The following is a 15,699-nucleotide window of genomic DNA, read 5'->3' on the forward strand; positions in this document are numbered from 1 at the left end:
TGTTTATGTAGGTTTGATTTTTGTTACAATTCTGAAAAAGATGCTTGGGAAAAGTCGCTTAATGTGCACCATAAAAATCTCGCTTTTACCTATAAAAACCTCAGGTTTGCGTTTCTTTATGGCTTTAATGTACTGTCGGGCACATTCCTTTGCGCTTAACCCGTTCTGCTGCCCCGGATCCATTTTGCCATGTTCTTTTCCATTCTGATCAATAGCTCTGAGCGAGATGTTTGTTTGAATACGACCGGGGTAGGCAATGGTAACAGAAATGTTGTGGGGTTTCATTTCCGCACGGAGGGTTTCAAAGAAACCCTGAATGGCGTGTTTTGCTGCTGCATACGAGGACCTCAATGGAAAACCGAATTTACCCGAAATGCTGCTTGTGGCTGCTATAAAACCCTCACCTGCCTCAATCATTCCTGGAAGAACCGTTTTAGTGAGTATTACGTAGGAGAAGTAATCTATCTCCATAATTTTACGGTCGATTTCTACAGGTGTGTCTTTCACAAGTGAACGTTGGCTTATGCCACCGTTATTGATTAGCAGGTATATCTGACCATAAGTATTAATAATGGTTTCAGCAGTGTTTTTTACCTCTACGGGACTGGAAAGGTCAAAAGGATATTCCTGGCAGAATGAGGTGAACTCACGGCACTCATCGGCCACATGGCTTAACTCCTGGGCATCGTTCGACGAGATTATCAGATGAGCCCCTTCCTCAGCGAGCTGTAAAGCCAATTCCTTTCCTATGCCCGATGAGGCACCGGTTATCCAAACAAGTCGGTTTTTAAATGAAATCATCAAACATCAAATTATTCTTTGAGCTTGTGTATGCCCAAAAATTTTGATGTCAAATGTAACACTTTTTTATAAAGTTAATTCTGAGAACCTAGTATTCTTTCCGTGAGGTTTCCTTACCGTTCTCGTCATAAATGATCCAGGTACCGCTTTTTTCGCCATCGGAATAGGTCATATCGTATCGGAGAGTGCCGCTATCGTCCCAAACATACCATTTCCCATGTTTTTTACCCTTCACAAAGTTTGCTTCGGAAACCTTTATGCCCATTTCGTTCCATTTCTCCCATCGGCCATTCTTTTCACCAAGGCTGTAGGTCCTAATTTCCTGAATTTTTCCGGTTGGGTAGAATAGTTTCATTTCGCCATCGGGTAGTCCGTTGGTGATTAAGGCATCAACTTTAATGTTTCCATTGTCATAGTAGGAGGTGTAGCGACCGGAATACAATTTCCCATTACTATCATAATATCTACCCTCGCGTTCAACAACATTGGTTTGGGCAAAGCTAACCAGCGAAGCTAATGAGATGAGTAACGTTAAAAATAATTTCATAATGTGCATTTTAGACTTATTTTACGAAAATTACTTCAAAAAAGGTGCAAAAAAACTTCCCGAATATCGGGAAGTTTATTGATTTTATGAAATAAAAGTACTAGTAATTGGTATTAACAGGGTCCCAGTTGGTCCATCCCTGAGCCCAGTTTTGGGTTCCAAAAGCACCGCGGAAAGTAACTGTCTCAAATCCTGTGAGTCCGGTAAACGAAGCACCAGTTAATGCAGGGGAACCGCTTTGTGGCACAGCGTTTACATTCCCCCAGTTCCAGGCATTCGTAAGTTGAAGCTCGCTATTTTCAGCATAAATGGTGTTATTACCTGAACTAAACATGGTTTCGTATTGTTCCTGAGTTAAGCTTGTTCCATCGGTTTTGGCATTAAAATTCTTTACCATACCAGCCATTAAGCAATTTTTGATTTCGGGACCACTGGCAGCATTGTAAAGTTCCATTGATGGTCCTTCAAGAGAAATACCAGTATTAAAACCTGCGATTATTGAGTTGTATAGGTTCAAACGGGTATTTCGGCGTAACCTTAAGCCATATTTATGGTTGGGATTTACGTTTGCTTGAGTTTTAGTGGCATAAGGGCCAAGAATTGTAATGTTGCTAAACTTTGCTGAAGTAAGAGGGCTATTTGATGAACCGTTAGCATCGTTATCCGATTCAAAACCGTTGGAAGCATCGCTCTTATCGGCTTCTTCCGGGCCACGAAGAATTAAAGCGAACTGCACATTACCGCTAAAACCATTATCGGTATCAAAGTCGTCGTCGCCACCGCGATAGGAAATCAAGTATTTAGCATTTACTGTTCCGCCAAACCATTCGAATGAATCATCGCGGCCGAATGAAACCTGTACATACTCAATGGTAGTTCCACGGCCTACGCCGCCCATGGTTAAACCATTAATTTCGTTACCATTGGAAACTTCATAACCAGCAAACTCAATTCGCACATACCTTAGTATGCCTGAGTTATCGTTAGGATCGGTTCCACCGTAAACAGCGCCGGTTCCGCCTTCAACCTCTGCTTCACCCCCGGTTTGGTTAATAGGGGCTTTCCCGCAAATGATTATCCCTGCCCAGTCGCCAGGTTTACGTTCTCCTGCTGGCTTATCGCTGGTGAAAACAATGGGTTTCTCAGCTGTTCCGTTTGCCACAATTCTAGCTCCACGTTCCACAATAAGGCATGCCTTTGAGTCGCTTAACCCTTTTATCAGAGTGCCTGGTTCAATGGTAAGGGTTGCGCCTGATTTAACATACACATAGCCATCGAGAATAATGGTGTCCTTTGCTTCCCAAAGGGTGTTTTGTGAAATTTCACCCGATACGGTTTTTTTGGTTCCTTTGGGGGTATCGTCGTCGTTCTTATCGCACGATGTTACCACTAAGCCTAATAGGGCTACTGCAATTAATAACAAATTACTTTTTTTCCGATTCATACAATTAGTATTTAAAGGTTAGTTTATTTCTTTTTCACAATCCAAAAGTATCCAGCAAATCGAACTTTAACGTTAAGGTGAGCTTAGCTTTACATTAGCAGTTTGTTACATTAAGGTTAAGGTGAAAAAAAAAGAGCCGGATTAGGGCATCCGACTCTGGTTTAGTATGTTATGTTAACTTCTAAATTCTACTCAACTGTGTTTAACTCAATCTTTACCTCCTTTGAACTTTTTTTCACCTCAACCTCAGCAGGTGCATACGATATCAAACTAACACATAATTTTGCCTTAGGCTGAGTGAGGTTTATTGTAAAGTTACCCTCAAAATCGGTATAAACAACTGTATTCTCATCAAGCTTAACCGCTACACCGGCCAGAGCCTCGCCTGTTGTTTTATCGACTACCTTTCCACTAATGGTGCTAACCATGTTGGAAGTAGTTTCAGCCGATTCCTTTTTAGCATCTTCGTTAGCAGCTATAAGGTTTAGTGCCAACATGCTAACTATTAAAACTGACAGTATTTTTTTCATTGCTTTATGGTTTTCTCATTTAACTACTGCAAAGTAAATACTCCAATATTGCCTCATTATTACCCAAAAATGATTTGTATGTTAAGTTTATGTAAATTGTATAAATCATGCTGGGAAAAAGAAAAGCCGGATGTTAAAACTAATCTAAACATCCGGCACTGGTGATTAAAACCTACACTAAAACCTAAGATTGGCACCAAGGGAAAATGTTATACCCTGCTCGTATAGTTTGTTGTTCATAATCAAATCGTTGTTGTTTGAACCTATGAAAGGCTGGTATGTGTTATATTTTTGGTTTAAAAGATTTTTTACGCCTGCTTTAATTTCAACCTTTTTACCAAACTCTTTCGATACTGTTATGTCAACTAAATGTTGGTGCTTTTCGTAGTAATCAGGAATATCCTGGTCCTGGTTCTGGAAAGGAATCCCAACCGCCAGAATTCTATCCCCTATAACATTGTACTGAACGGAAACGCTTAGGTTGTTTTTATCGTTCTGGTAGAAAATACCAGCATTAACCACGTATGGGGATTGGCCCTGCATGGGTCTATTCCTGAAAATACTTCCTTCAGGGAAAATAACCTTACTATGTATATACGACGCATTCAAGACCATGTAAAAATCTTTAAGCATTGGAATGGCTTGCAGGGACTTGCGAAGGTCAACTTCTACACCAAAGCTATAGGCCCCTTCAGCATTATTGTATGTGAAGAGGGGTCGAGCGCCAGCTGGTTTAAATACAAGTTCAATTGGGCCATTAAACTTTTTATAAAAAAGCCCTACTGAAAAGGTTTCGCCGGTATTGGGATAAAGTTCCCAGCGTAAGTCGTAGTTATGAATGAGGCAGTTCTTAAGGTTTGTGTTCCCCACAAATTCAGCTTCATCGGTAAAGTTATAGAAGTAGAATGGGGCAATTTCGCGGTATTCAGGTCGGTTTATAGAGATACCTGCTGCCAGCCTGATAAGGTTTTTCTCGTTAAAGTTATAGGTAATATTTGCTGAAGGGAAAATATCAATGCCATCATCCTCAACTTTAACTGGCCTACCGTAACGGTCGTAACTGTTAAGAATCTGGTTCATCCATTCCGCCCTAAGTCCCCCATAAAATGATAATTTTTTGGTAATATTTGTGTTAAGGGCTATGTATGCTGATCCCAAAATGGATGAAACGTTGTATGAGTCAGATTTTGAGGTTGACTCTCTGAGCAAAAACCCATCGGGGCTTGTGTTGATGTTTTCCACACTAAAAATCTGATCGATTGGTAACCAAACCGATTCGGTGTACGATGAATTTTTGGCAAATCCCAGAATGCGTGCGTCAAAATAGCGCGCCTTAAATTCCCCGTAAGTACCGCTTTTTAGGGTAGGTTCCCAATTCCCTATTTTTAATTTTCTTTCGTAGTTGACTCCTAAACTGGCAATATGCTCAACAAGTTTCATGTAAACTCTACCCGCATCGCTTACTGAGGGTGTAATTCCAACTGCTGCGTAATACTCATTGTAGTGCGGAATAAGGGGTTCATCCTGCAGGGTAGTGCGGAGCTGCTTCAGGTCAGGCTCATTCCTGTATGAAAGAGCATAGCCTGTAACCCAATCTAATTTATTCTTTTGATTGTCGCCCCAGCGGTGTTCTCCACCAAGCTGTGATGAGTAGGTTGTTCGGTTTTGAAAGTTATCCTGGTAGGAACGAATGGTAAAACCTTCATGCCCATTTAGCCCATTCCGGATTATTGCATTGCTTTTACCAATTAGGTTAAAAAGGTTACGAAATTCAATTTTACTCCCTTTACCAGTGAAAAACGACCAGTTGTGAAGTAAGCCAATTTTTACTTTTCGGGTAAATATGCTATCGGTGTAGTTATGGTTAAAGGGAGGTTCCTGGCCAGGCACTAACTGCACCTGGTATTCACTATGATTAACTTCTTCAGTCTCAAAGGTGTTGCTATAGGAAAGTGATGTAATGTTACCCAAGCGTTTATTCCCTTTCTGCCATTTTCTTCCAAAGGAAAGGTTGAACTTTTGGTCAGGTACTGCTTGTACACTTTGGGGCGCCCAACTGGTGTTTAATTTCTGCCCTAAACTTGCTAGCTGTGAGTTTGTTAAGCCTTTAAGTGTTGATGGAAAGTCGGCGGGTAAATTCCTTGTACCATCATCAAAGCCCAGCCAATCGGTTTTACTTTTGGTTATCTGCTTAAAATTGCCATAGCTTGTGCTAGTGTTGAACCCAGTTGCATAACCAATGCTAAGAAAGTTTTCATCGGGCATATTTTTCGTTGAGATTTTAATGAATCCACCCGTAAAGTCTGCTGGTAGCTCTGGCGAAGGGCTTTTGTAAATCACCATGTTGTCAATCATGGCACTTGGAATAACATCGAAGGAAAAAGCTTTTTGATCGGATTCGCTGGAGGGAGTTGAAGCATTGTTTATCCAGGCGTTGTTATAACGCTGGTTTAGGCCTCGCACCACAACAAACCTGTCGTCAATAATTGAAACTCCGGGAACACGGCGTATAACCTCCGAAGCGTCGCGATCCTGTGAACGGGTAATTTGCTGTGCCGATATTCCGCTTGCCACAGTAAGACTTGCCTTTATGGTGCTTAACATGGCAACCTCAGTGTTTGTTTTACGTGCGGCTGTTACAGTAACCCCTTCAATGGCAGTGGTTATTTCTTCAAGCTCAACTTTTACTACTGTACTTTTATTAGGCTCAACTTTAATGTTATTCAAAATTACGGGTTGGTAGGAAATAAAAGAAACTAGAACATTGTAAGTTCCCGGATTAAGATTTGATAAGGTAAACCGACCATCAAAATCGGTAATAGTACCGGTAGTGGTACCCTCAATTATTACATTGGCACCCACAAGGGTCTCGTTGTGCGACCTGTCGTAAACCACACCTTCAATTGATCCTTTTTGTGCCCAGGCCTCAAAAACAATAAAAAAACCTGAAAGCAAAAGCAATACAATCTTATTATTAGTTTTCACCATAGTTTGTTTAGTATTTCCTACTTTTTTACAGCTACAAAGTAAGTCACATTAAATGGCATAGATTTTAATTCCACGTTACCGTTTTGTTAATCTAACCCTAACCCGTTTTGTAAAAAAGTTAACTTTGAGTTAACTTTAAACACTTGCTAAGCTTTTTATATTTGTAAAAACAAAAATTTAAAGGAATGAATGTATCACGGTATAGAATCCTGATTGTTGATGATGAACCCGACATTGTAGAGTTCCTTAGCTATAACCTTAAAAAGGAGGGGTTTCAAATTCAAACTGCCTCCAATGGCCGTGAGGCCATCGAAAGGGCTATCGATTTCCGACCACATCTAATACTCCTTGACGTAATGATGCCCGACATGGATGGAATTGAAACCTGTGAACAGCTTCGTAAACAGCCATCAACTTCAAATACTTTAATAGCTTTCCTTACAGCGCGCAGCGAGGACTACAGCCAAATTGCAGGATTCGATGCTGGGGGCGACGATTACATCACCAAGCCAATTAAGCCAAAAGTGCTGATAAGCAGAATAAAGGCATTACTCAAACGAAGCGGCACCCTCATTGATGATGCTGAAAGCCTTGATACTATACCAGCCGAAGGAATTTATATAGATAAGGAACGCTACTCCGTTTATGTCAATGGGAATGAGCTATCGCTCCCAAAAAAGGAGTTTGAACTACTTGCTTTGCTTTACAGCAAACCCCAAAAGGTTTTCACCCGCGATGAAATTTACCAGGCCGTTTGGGGCGATGACATTGTGGTTGGCGATAGAACTATTGATGTTCATATCCGCAAGCTACGCGAAAAACTTGGTGATGACTACATTAAAACTGTAAAGGGGGTTGGTTACAAGTTTACTTCGTAAATCAAGTTGATGATGTAAATTATTTGCCAATGTTGTTTAGTTAAGGTTATTTGTCATGTTGCGCGCAAGCGAAACATCACGCTGTCGTGCTTAGCCCCGATTTATAGGGATAGGCTTCGCCGAAGCATCTCATTGCTTTTTTCTCATCAATCCATTGAAGAGCTCCCTCGACTTTGCTTGGGATGATAAAAACCCTATCTTCCTTTCTGCTCCCTTGTCATGCTGAACTAGCCGAAGCATCTCTTTACCTTTAACCCTTTATTCCTTATTGTTTTTTTTGGAAACCGCTCTTTGCAGTGTTTTTCTGTTGCGATGCAACGCATCTGAATTGCTCTTTGGAAAAGGTGTTGCTTGCATCGCCTTACATATGGGAGTATTCATAGGGTTACAAATATTTCGCCCCTACGGGGCTGGAAGCGTTGTTAGTTGTTCGTTGCTCGTTGGTTCATGAAATCGATCTCACCCCCGCCCCTATCCTGACAGAAGAGGGGAGAAGCAATTAGGAAACCTTGTTGCAGGGCTAAAGTCTCCCCTCTCAGGGGAGATTTAGAGGGGTAATCTAGGTTGAATGTGGAAATCATCCTCACCCATCCATTTTCCATAAGGGGGGAATGGAGCGGAAGAAGCAAGCAGAGGCATAAAAGCCTGACCCGGCAATGGGTCGGGGGTGGAACGTGGCGGTGGGCTAAGTAAGCGATACCACATGAGTCACGCCACAGGCGTGGCGAATAGTATCGCGTGGAAGTTCCACCCGCGGGGAACCCATCGGGTCGGGCTTTTCAGCCTTGATTTTCTTTGGTTCTTTCTTGTATCAAGACAAGAAAGAACGTGTAAGCTGCTCTTTGCAGTGTTTTTCTGTTGCGATGCAACGCATCTGAATTGCTCTTTGGTAAAGGTGTTGCGTGCATCGCAAAATAATTTGAACACCTCAGTACCCCGGGTTAAAACCCAGGGCTAATGTGATTTGCCCTTTCAGGGCGATTTGTGTGCGTCTAAAGACGTGTGCTAGCTAGTGAGTTCTTAAATCTTAAATCGAGATCCCTCGACTACGCTCGGGATGACAATGGAGTTGTAAATGTTACGCCCCTACGGGACGGGAAGCGGTCTTCGTTGCTCGTTGTTCGTTGCTCGTTGGTTCATGAAATTGACCTCACCCCCGCCACTCTCCTGACAGGAAAGGGGTGAAGCAATTATGAAACCTTGTTGCAGGGCTAAAGTCTCCCCTCTCAGGGGAGATTTAGAGGGGTCATCTAGGTTGAATGTGGAAAAAAACCTCACCCCAACCATTTTCCATAAGGGGGGAATGGAGCGGAAGAAGCAAGCAGTGGCATAAAAGCCTGACCCGGCAATGGGTCGGGGGTGGAAAGTGGCGGTGGGCTTAGTAAGCGATACCACATGAGTCACGCCACAGGCGTGGCGAATAGTATCGCGTGGCAGTTACACCCGCGGGGAACCCATCGGGTCGGGCTTTTCAGCCTTGATTTTCTTTGGTTCTTTCTTGTATCAAGACAAGAAAGAACGTTTAAATAGCTCTTTGTAATGCTTTTCCTTTGCGATGCAAGGCTTCAGTGTTGCTCTTTGGAAAAGGTGTTGCGTGCATCGCCTTACATATGGGAGTATTCATAGGGTTACAAATATTTCGCCCCTACGGGGCTGGAAGCGTTGTTCGCTATTTGTGAATCGATGTTCGAGAATATCACGTCACACGCTCTGTGTAACACCGTGTTACATTGTGTAACTCTGTGATACTTGCTGTTACTCGTTGTTCGTGAAGCTATTGTCATGTTGAGCTAAGCGAAACGTCTCATGGGGTTGATTAGAGATCCTTCGCTCCCCGCTAGGGCGGGACAGGCCGCTCAGGATGACAAAAGGAGGGTCTGTTTTGTTAGCTAAACGACATTGAATTTTTTTCCAAAAAAATGTAAAATCACCCTAAAACCAAGTGGAGTTTTGTTTGTAAAGATATATTTTTGAAAAAATAATTTTTAATTTGATAGTTCAATTTTTGTTACCATTAATATGCAAATAGCAATTTGGAAACCCGAGTATAGTGTTGGTGTTAAAAGTATTGATGAGGATCACCAAAAGCTCTTCGATTTACTTAACCAGCTTTTTGAGTCAATGACAAAGGGTAAAGGGAAAGAAATAATAAATGATATTATTTCAGAGCTGGAAAGGTATGCGGTTTTCCATTTTGGGAGAGAGGAGTCGTATTTTAGGGTAACTAACTACCCGTTTGCTCTTCAGCATATTAAGGAGCATCAGTACTTCAAGCAGAAAGTAGCAGAGCTTAAAAAGGATGTTGCATCAAACAAAGGTATGGTTGCTCCAGATGTACTTGGTTTCCTGAGCGATTGGTTAAAGAATCACATTGCCAAAAGCGATAAGGCCTACGAAGATCATTTTAAAAAATTCGGGGTAGTCTAGTACTATGCTACCTCTTTTTAATTATAAAAAAGTTGACACAGGTCTTATGGTCTTGAATTAATTTTAGTTCAATCCATAAAACCTGTGTCATTTCTGTTATAATGATATTGTTCCGTAGTTTTATAAAATGGGCAACTACTCAATATTGTTTAGAATAAAGTCCCGTTGAGCTTTCAGGATGTTAATTGTATGTAAAAGTAGGTTCTTAATTTCGTTGAGTAGGCCTAAGTAAAGCACGCTATTGCGAGTTCCTGTTTCACCCTGTTTAATACGTTTTACCTGTTTCTTGCGTATTTTGTTCAGATCTTCCAGGATATCCTGCTGCTTTTTGATAGCATCAGGAACGCGGGTGTAATCGTTCTGCTTAATCATTTCCAGAATGTCATCGAAGAGATCCGAAAGCTGGTTGCTCAAATCCTTCAGCTCAGCAGCCTGCTCACGGGTTAACCCCTTATGTTGATTCTCAACATGCTGTAAGCTGGGGCGCGAGACAAACTCCAGGGAGTGGGCAAGTTCACGCAGGTAATCAATTACCTGTACGTAATAATGACCAGTTTCAATTGAGTCGGCTTCAAGCTGCTTGAGAACATAGTATACGTTATACTTTAACTTTTTGGCTTCCATGTTAAGGGCCTCCACCTCCTCGTTTACCTCCTTAAGCTGTCGGCGGTTCTCGGTTGTTAGCCCATCAATGGTTCTATTGTAAACCTTTATTGACTGTTTTAAGTATTTACGTAATTCATTGGTGCAACGGTTTACAATACTAACTTCATCAACTATTTCCTCGTCAGCCAATTGCTTGGTCTTTTTCTTATGCAACACGTGTGATTTAATTAGTAGACCAATAGCTATAGCCAGTAAAATTATAAGTGCGGGTGCTTTGCCAAAGTAAAGTGCGGTAGCTATTCCAAAAGCAATTGTAAAGGTTACAAATGCAGTAAAGAACCATCCTGCAATAACTGTAATTACTCCTGTAATACGATAAACTGCGCTTTCGCGACCCCAGGCTTTATCGCTCAGCGATGTTCCCATAGCAACCATAAAGGTTACATAGGTGGTTGAAAGAGGGAGCTTTAGTGCGGTAGCCGAACTGATTAGTATACTTGCCATTACAAGGTTAACGGAGGCTCTTACTAAATCGAACGATGGGGCATCCTTTGGGTTAGAGTATCGGGGGGCTTTAGTGGTATCGAACTGCTTAGCCACAAATTTTCTGATAAAACGGGGTGTAACTTTATCGACATGCTCTGCAAACCTTCGGGCTATTCGCACAATTGTCCTTGAAAACTGTGTACTTCCAAAACGCTCCATACCAGCATCCTGACGGGCTAAGCCCACTTCGGTATCGGTAACTGTTCTTGCTTTACGCGATGCCCAAAGGGTAATTACCATTATTAAGCCTGCAATGAATAGGTACATAGAGTTAGTGCTTACCTCACCAGCTAATTCAGTCATCCTCAGGGCTTCGGGTGCAATTTCTGGGTTTGCTGCATGTATTTGGTAAGCTTTTAACCCAGCCATCGAAACACCAATAAAGTTCACAAGGTCGTTCCCGGCAAACGATAATGCTAGGGCAAAAGTACCCATAAGTACAATAAACCTTAGTACATTCAGTCTGAACAGGCTAATTAGTAGTTGGAATACTACTGTCCAAACTAAAAAACTGTAAAGAAGAATGTTTAATGAATGGTCCGAAATATAGCTTATAGTTTCTTTGGATATTAAAGTGGTATCCTTTACACCTTTCATCACTATAAAATAGGTAATGGCTGTCATGGCAATGCCACCCCATATTCCACCAACAAATTTCAGGTTTTTCTGGTAGTTAAAACTGAAAAGTAGTCGTGCAATGTACTGAACAACCATTCCTACTACAAATGCAACAACCACTGAACTCAATATTCCCGATATGATTGCCAGAGCTTTACCACTATTTATGTAATTTCCCAGGTTTGAAATGGTTTCACCCTCGGTATTCATTATCTTGAAAATGGAAACAGCAACTGCCGAACCTAAAAGCTCAAACACAAGGGAAACCGTAGTTGAGGTGGGTAATCCAAAGGTGTTAAAGAAGTCGAGAACAATAACATCGGTAATCATTACGGCAAGGAAAATAACCATCATCTCTGTAAAGTAGAAGTTTTCCGGCCGGAATACGCCCTTTCGGGCAACTTCCATCATACCGCTTGAAAATACTGAACCTACTAATACCCCTGCCGAAGCAACCAACAGAATCCAATGCCTTTTGGCAACTTTTGACCCTATGGCTGAGTTAAGGAAATTAACAGCATCGTTTGCCACACCTACCATCAGGTCCGATGCAGCCAGTAGAAAAAGGATACCTACAATAAATAAATAGTATGTTTCCATTGTATTATAGTTTGACGCGCAAAATTACCCTTTCAAATGCTTGGTTTCTTAAATGCCCTATTACTTTTAGGTTAACCCAATGTTAAGTTAATGTTAAGTGGGTTAAAAATCAAATTGATTTTCTTTTTCTAAACGATACTGGAATCACATCGCCATTGTTCATGGTGATTAATGATGATGGGAATCGGGAAATTTTTTCAATATACCGTTGATTCACCAAATGCGATTGATGGCAGCGTAAAAATCCGCATTCGTTAAGCATTTCGTCAAACTCCTTGAGAGTTCGGTTTACTCGTACTTGGTTGCCATCCACAAGGTAAAAAATGGTTGCATTGCCATCGGATTGGCATCGAACAATTTCTGAAGTGTTAACAACGTAAGTGCCATCGGAGTTCCTAAGTGCAAGTAGCTTATCCTTTTTTCCAATATTCCTGGTGTTTTCAATAAGGGCATTGAGGCGTTCCTGTTGCTTATCGTTAAGGGCTTGGGCTAAGGCAACATCTAAAGCTTTAACAAGATCATCGGGGTCCACCGGCTTAAGAAGATAGTCTACAGCACTAAACTTAAAAGCTTTGACAGCATATTCCTGGTATGCAGAAATTATTATCACTTTAAAAGGAATATTATCAAACATCTTCAGTAGGTCGAACCCATGCCCATCGGCTAACTGCATGTCGAGGAATACAATATCGGGGCACTGGTTTTTTATCAAATCGTAGGCGCTTTTTATGCTTTCAGCTTTACCTATAACGGTTATAGATGGGTAATATACATTAAGCATTCGGGTTAGCGATTCCCGCGCATGTATCTCGTCGTCAACTATAACTGCTTTAACCATTACTTTAGGGGTATTACAATTTGAGCTATAGTTCCCGAGGTGTTCCCACTTAGGGTCGATTTATCGGTAATGTTTAGCTTGATTCCCGAATTCCCAAGCTTTTTGAGGTTTTTAATACGTTCCTTGGTTATTTCGGTAGCTAACGACCTGTACTGTTTCCCTTTACTCTCCTGAACTTCGCGCGATTTCTCAATTCCTATACCGTTGTCTTCCACTTCAATTACAAGTTGCTTTGGTTTAGTTAGGGTATAGCGAATCTCTATTTTACCTGCCCAGTAAATGCCAGACAAGCCATGCTCGATAGCATTTTCTATGAGCGGTTGTGCAAGCATCGGTGGGATTAGTGTTGCATCGGGGTCAATTTGCTCTGCAACGATTATGGTATAGTCGAACCTTCCTTCAAACCTTAGCTTCTGTAAGTCGAGGTAAAGCTTAAGGGTGGCAATTTCTCTCTCTAAGCTACACAGCTCACAACGGGAGTTTTCAAGGATTAGGCGGGTAAGTTTTGCAAAGCTTGCGAGATACTTACTGGCGGTATGGGGTTCGTTGCGGAAAATATAGCTTTGAATGGCTGTTAAGGAGTTGAATACAAAATGCGGATTCATTTGCGAGAGCAAAACTTGCTGTTCGTATCTTAAAATCCGATCTTTTAGCTTTTTTCTGCTGGTAAAAAGGTAGATTATTGCAATGGCAAACACCACGGAATGAATAACAAGCAGGGTTACTTGTGGAGTGGAAGATATGAACATGGTGCACAATTGTTTGATGCAAATATATGTTTTTTGGTTAAACCATTAAGTGGGAATTCAATCGAAAAGAATAAATTTGCAGCCAATTGCTTTTCATGAAGAGGGTCATTTCAATAATACTATTGGGGCTGGGTGTGGGGATGATGTTGGTTCATTCACTTGTTCCGCATCACCACCACAATGGTGAGGTTTGCTTTGTTGAGGCTGCTCAGATGTGTTGCCAACATGGCAATGGTAACCACCACGATTCCCCCCATAGCCATTCCCACGATCAGTCATGCAACCTTTTGAATGACCTTACCCAGGCCGAAAAGTTTAGGGTTATTGATATTTCGCAGGTAATCTCAAATCTTAACGTTGTTAAGGATTTTTTTGCTAATCTAAACAGATGTATCGATACTGCCGTAAGGCTGGAACTTTCACAAAGAATCTACATTTCTGGTATTTCTAATACCTGGCAGATTCTAATTATTAGCTGCCACACATTAAGGGCTCCCCCTTTCTAAATCGATTTAGTTGGTTTGTATTCATGGTTAGTATCACTAACCAAAGTTTACTATTCATTTTTCGTTAATAATTAATTCGATTTGGAATGGTTAAAAATTATTTACTAATAGCCCTTGCTACATTTATTTTTACTGCTTGTAATGATACTCAAAGGCAACAAAGTCAAAACCATGAAGGGCATTCGCATGAACAAGCTGAACATGCCGAAGAGGAAGTTGCGCACTTTACAGCTTATACTGATAGCCTTGAGATATACATTGTTGGCAACCCAATTATCGCCGGCAAGGAGGTTGAACTTACCGCTCACGTAACAGGGATGAAGAGTTTCAAACCTGTAAAGGTTGATTCATTAATGCTTAACGTAACGGCCGAAGGTAAATCGTATTCCTTTACAGCCATAAATACTGGTAACGATGGAATTTACAAGCTCAAAGTACAATTTGATGTAAATGGTAAGGCCGATGCTTCAATTGAAATGGTAATAAATGGCATTAAGGGATTTTACCGGTTGGGACAGTTTACCATTTACCATTGCGAACACGATTGGGCAGACTCGCCCGAACATAGCCATGCATCAAACACTATCAAATTTACAAAGGAGCAGGCTTGGGCTATTGATTTTGCTACTGAAATTATCACGCCTCAACCAATAGGTGCAGTTATAAAAACTACTGGCATGGTTTTGCCGGCTCAAGCCGACGAGGTGGTTTTGGTAGCAGGTATTTCGGGAATAGTGAGCTTTGCTGATAGGTCTATTTTACCTGGAATGCAGGTTCATGAGTCGGAGGTATTGCTTAGGTTGATTTCCAAGGGTGTGGCCGATAACTTTGCTTTACGCTATGCCGAGGCTAAAAGTAGGTATGAGCTTGCCAAGTCCGCTTACGAGCGTCAAAAAGCTTTGGCTGGTGAGCAGGTTATTTCCACTGCTGAGTTCCAAAAGGCAAAAAGCGAATATGAGGTAGCCCTTGCTGCATTCAAGGCCTGTGAAAACGGATTTTCTGCCGATGGCCAACAAATTGTAAGCCCTACAAATGCTGAGGTTCTGAAAGTGTACATATCAAATGGCGATTACGTAAACGCTGGTCAGCCTTTGGTAAAGCTGAGTAAGCTATCTGTTTCAAGGATTCAGTGCTACGTTCAGCCACGCTTTCTGAATTTACTTAACTCAATTTTCGATGCAAATATTAGGGTATCCTCTTCCGGAGTGGTCGTTAACCTAAAATCATCTGGAGGGAGTATAGTTGCAGTAGGCAGGACAATATCATCGGAAAACCATTTAATCCCGGTTGTCATGGAATTACCCAATGTTGGGGTATTGCCAGTAGGCGAAGTGGTTGATGTTTACCTGCTTTGTCAATCCAAGGGGCACGCCCTTACTGTTCCGCTTTCAGCACTTCTGGAGGAGCAGGGTAACCATTTTGTGATGGTGCAGCTAACCCCGGAAACTTTCATTAAACGCGAGGTGAAGCTAGGTGTTACCGATGGTTCAAGGGTTGAGGTTTTATCGGGCTTGCAATCAGGCAATCGGATTGTAACTCGGGGTGCCGTGTATGTAAAGATGGCACAAAGTTCGGGTGCGCTCGATGCTCACTCGGGTCATGTTCACTAAAAGAAGTTGGC

General features: G+C 41.6%; 13 protein-coding genes. 4 read left to right on the forward strand and 9 right to left on the reverse strand.

Going from position 1 to position 15,699, the window contains the following annotated elements; genetic code table 11:
* Positions 1 to 3 precede the first annotated feature (3 nt).
* From AB6811_RS06990 to AB6811_RS07010, 5 genes are all read right to left on the reverse strand, one after another.
* A complete protein-coding gene (locus AB6811_RS06990; RefSeq protein ID WP_369489728.1) occupies positions 4 to 801 on the reverse strand; it encodes an SDR family oxidoreductase in 798 nt (265 codons plus the stop codon).
* Positions 802 to 889: 88 nt separating this feature from the next.
* On the reverse strand, positions 890 to 1,348 hold the full coding sequence (locus AB6811_RS06995; RefSeq protein ID WP_369489729.1) for a toxin-antitoxin system YwqK family antitoxin: 459 nt from the start codon (positions 1,346 to 1,348) through the stop codon (positions 890 to 892).
* Positions 1,349 to 1,448: 100 nt separating this feature from the next.
* Entirely contained in the window at positions 1,449 to 2,792 is a 1,344-nt protein-coding gene (locus tag AB6811_RS07000) for a beta-helix domain-containing protein (RefSeq protein WP_369489730.1), read from the reverse strand.
* 188 nt (positions 2,793 to 2,980) lie between these two features.
* Positions 2,981 to 3,322: a carboxypeptidase-like regulatory domain-containing protein gene (locus AB6811_RS07005; RefSeq protein WP_369489731.1), complete on the reverse strand. Its 342-nt coding sequence runs from the start codon at positions 3,320 to 3,322 to the stop codon at positions 2,981 to 2,983.
* A gap of 177 nt (positions 3,323 to 3,499) precedes the next feature.
* The gene (locus AB6811_RS07010) at positions 3,500 to 6,310 is read right to left on the reverse strand and encodes a TonB-dependent receptor (protein WP_369489732.1); all 2,811 of its coding nucleotides are present in this window, start codon (positions 6,308 to 6,310) and stop codon (positions 3,500 to 3,502) included.
* Between the two features lie 185 nt (positions 6,311 to 6,495).
* Here AB6811_RS07010 and AB6811_RS07015 point away from each other — a divergent pair, with 185 nt between their 5' ends.
* Entirely contained in the window at positions 6,496 to 7,188 is a 693-nt protein-coding gene (locus tag AB6811_RS07015) for a response regulator transcription factor (protein WP_369489733.1), read from the forward strand.
* A gap of 1,086 nt (positions 7,189 to 8,274) precedes the next feature.
* Here the strand turns inward: AB6811_RS07015 and AB6811_RS07020 are convergent.
* Positions 8,275 to 8,592, reverse strand: a complete 318-nt coding sequence (locus AB6811_RS07020) for a hypothetical protein (RefSeq protein ID WP_369489734.1) — start codon at positions 8,590 to 8,592, stop codon at positions 8,275 to 8,277.
* A 615-nt stretch (positions 8,593 to 9,207) separates the two neighbouring features.
* On the opposite strand from AB6811_RS07020, the gene AB6811_RS07025 reads away from it, so the two are divergent.
* Positions 9,208 to 9,615 (forward strand): bacteriohemerythrin, encoded by a 408-nt coding sequence (locus tag AB6811_RS07025; RefSeq protein ID WP_369489735.1) that lies wholly within the window; start codon positions 9,208 to 9,210, stop codon positions 9,613 to 9,615.
* A gap of 135 nt (positions 9,616 to 9,750) precedes the next feature.
* Here the strand turns inward: AB6811_RS07025 and AB6811_RS07030 are convergent, their stop codons facing one another.
* The 3 genes from AB6811_RS07030 to AB6811_RS07040 form a co-directional block, all read right to left on the reverse strand.
* On the reverse strand, positions 9,751 to 11,985 hold the full coding sequence (locus tag AB6811_RS07030; RefSeq protein ID WP_369489736.1) for an inorganic phosphate transporter: 2,235 nt from the start codon (positions 11,983 to 11,985) through the stop codon (positions 9,751 to 9,753).
* Positions 11,986 to 12,094: 109 nt separating this feature from the next.
* A complete protein-coding gene (locus AB6811_RS07035) occupies positions 12,095 to 12,823 on the reverse strand; it encodes a LytR/AlgR family response regulator transcription factor (protein WP_369489737.1) in 729 nt (242 codons plus the stop codon).
* Positions 12,823 to 13,572: a sensor histidine kinase gene (locus AB6811_RS07040; RefSeq protein WP_369489738.1), complete on the reverse strand. Its 750-nt coding sequence runs from the start codon at positions 13,570 to 13,572 to the stop codon at positions 12,823 to 12,825. Before AB6811_RS07040 ends, AB6811_RS07035 begins: the two co-directional genes overlap by 1 nt.
* Before the next feature lie 95 nt (positions 13,573 to 13,667).
* Between AB6811_RS07040 and AB6811_RS07045 the strand changes: the two genes are divergently transcribed.
* Positions 13,668 to 14,078: a DUF6769 family protein gene (locus AB6811_RS07045; protein WP_369489739.1), complete on the forward strand. Its 411-nt coding sequence runs from the start codon at positions 13,668 to 13,670 to the stop codon at positions 14,076 to 14,078.
* A gap of 86 nt (positions 14,079 to 14,164) precedes the next feature.
* Positions 14,165 to 15,688: an efflux RND transporter periplasmic adaptor subunit gene (locus AB6811_RS07050; protein WP_369489740.1), complete on the forward strand. Its 1,524-nt coding sequence runs from the start codon at positions 14,165 to 14,167 to the stop codon at positions 15,686 to 15,688.
* The last annotated feature ends 11 nt before the right edge of the window (positions 15,689 to 15,699 follow it).

Source organism: Tenuifilum sp. 4138str (genome assembly GCF_041102575.1).
GTDB classification, from domain to species: domain Bacteria; phylum Bacteroidota; class Bacteroidia; order Bacteroidales; family Tenuifilaceae; genus Tenuifilum; species Tenuifilum osseticum.

Bases quoted from the DNA above. Each gene is read 5' to 3' on its own strand.
- AB6811_RS06990 (WP_369489728.1), bottom strand. From the start codon at position 801: ATGATTTCATTTAAAAACCGACTTGTTTGGATAACCGGTGCCTCATCG.
- AB6811_RS06995 (WP_369489729.1), bottom strand. From the start codon at position 1,348: ATGAAATTATTTTTAACGTTACTCATCTCATTAGCTTCGCTGGTTAGC.
- AB6811_RS07000 (WP_369489730.1), bottom strand. From the start codon at position 2,792: ATGAATCGGAAAAAAAGTAATTTGTTATTAATTGCAGTAGCCCTATTA.
- AB6811_RS07005 (WP_369489731.1), bottom strand. From the start codon at position 3,322: ATGAAAAAAATACTGTCAGTTTTAATAGTTAGCATGTTGGCACTAAAC.
- AB6811_RS07010 (WP_369489732.1), bottom strand. From the start codon at position 6,310: ATGGTGAAAACTAATAATAAGATTGTATTGCTTTTGCTTTCAGGTTTT.
- AB6811_RS07015 (WP_369489733.1), top strand. From the start codon at position 6,496: ATGAATGTATCACGGTATAGAATCCTGATTGTTGATGATGAACCCGAC.
- AB6811_RS07025 (WP_369489735.1), top strand. From the start codon at position 9,208: ATGCAAATAGCAATTTGGAAACCCGAGTATAGTGTTGGTGTTAAAAGT.
- AB6811_RS07030 (WP_369489736.1), bottom strand. From the start codon at position 11,985: ATGGAAACATACTATTTATTTATTGTAGGTATCCTTTTTCTACTGGCT.
- AB6811_RS07035 (WP_369489737.1), bottom strand. From the start codon at position 12,823: ATGGTTAAAGCAGTTATAGTTGACGACGAGATACATGCGCGGGAATCG.
- AB6811_RS07040 (WP_369489738.1), bottom strand. From the start codon at position 13,572: ATGTTCATATCTTCCACTCCACAAGTAACCCTGCTTGTTATTCATTCC.
- AB6811_RS07045 (WP_369489739.1), top strand. From the start codon at position 13,668: ATGAAGAGGGTCATTTCAATAATACTATTGGGGCTGGGTGTGGGGATG.
- AB6811_RS07050 (WP_369489740.1), top strand. From the start codon at position 14,165: ATGGTTAAAAATTATTTACTAATAGCCCTTGCTACATTTATTTTTACT.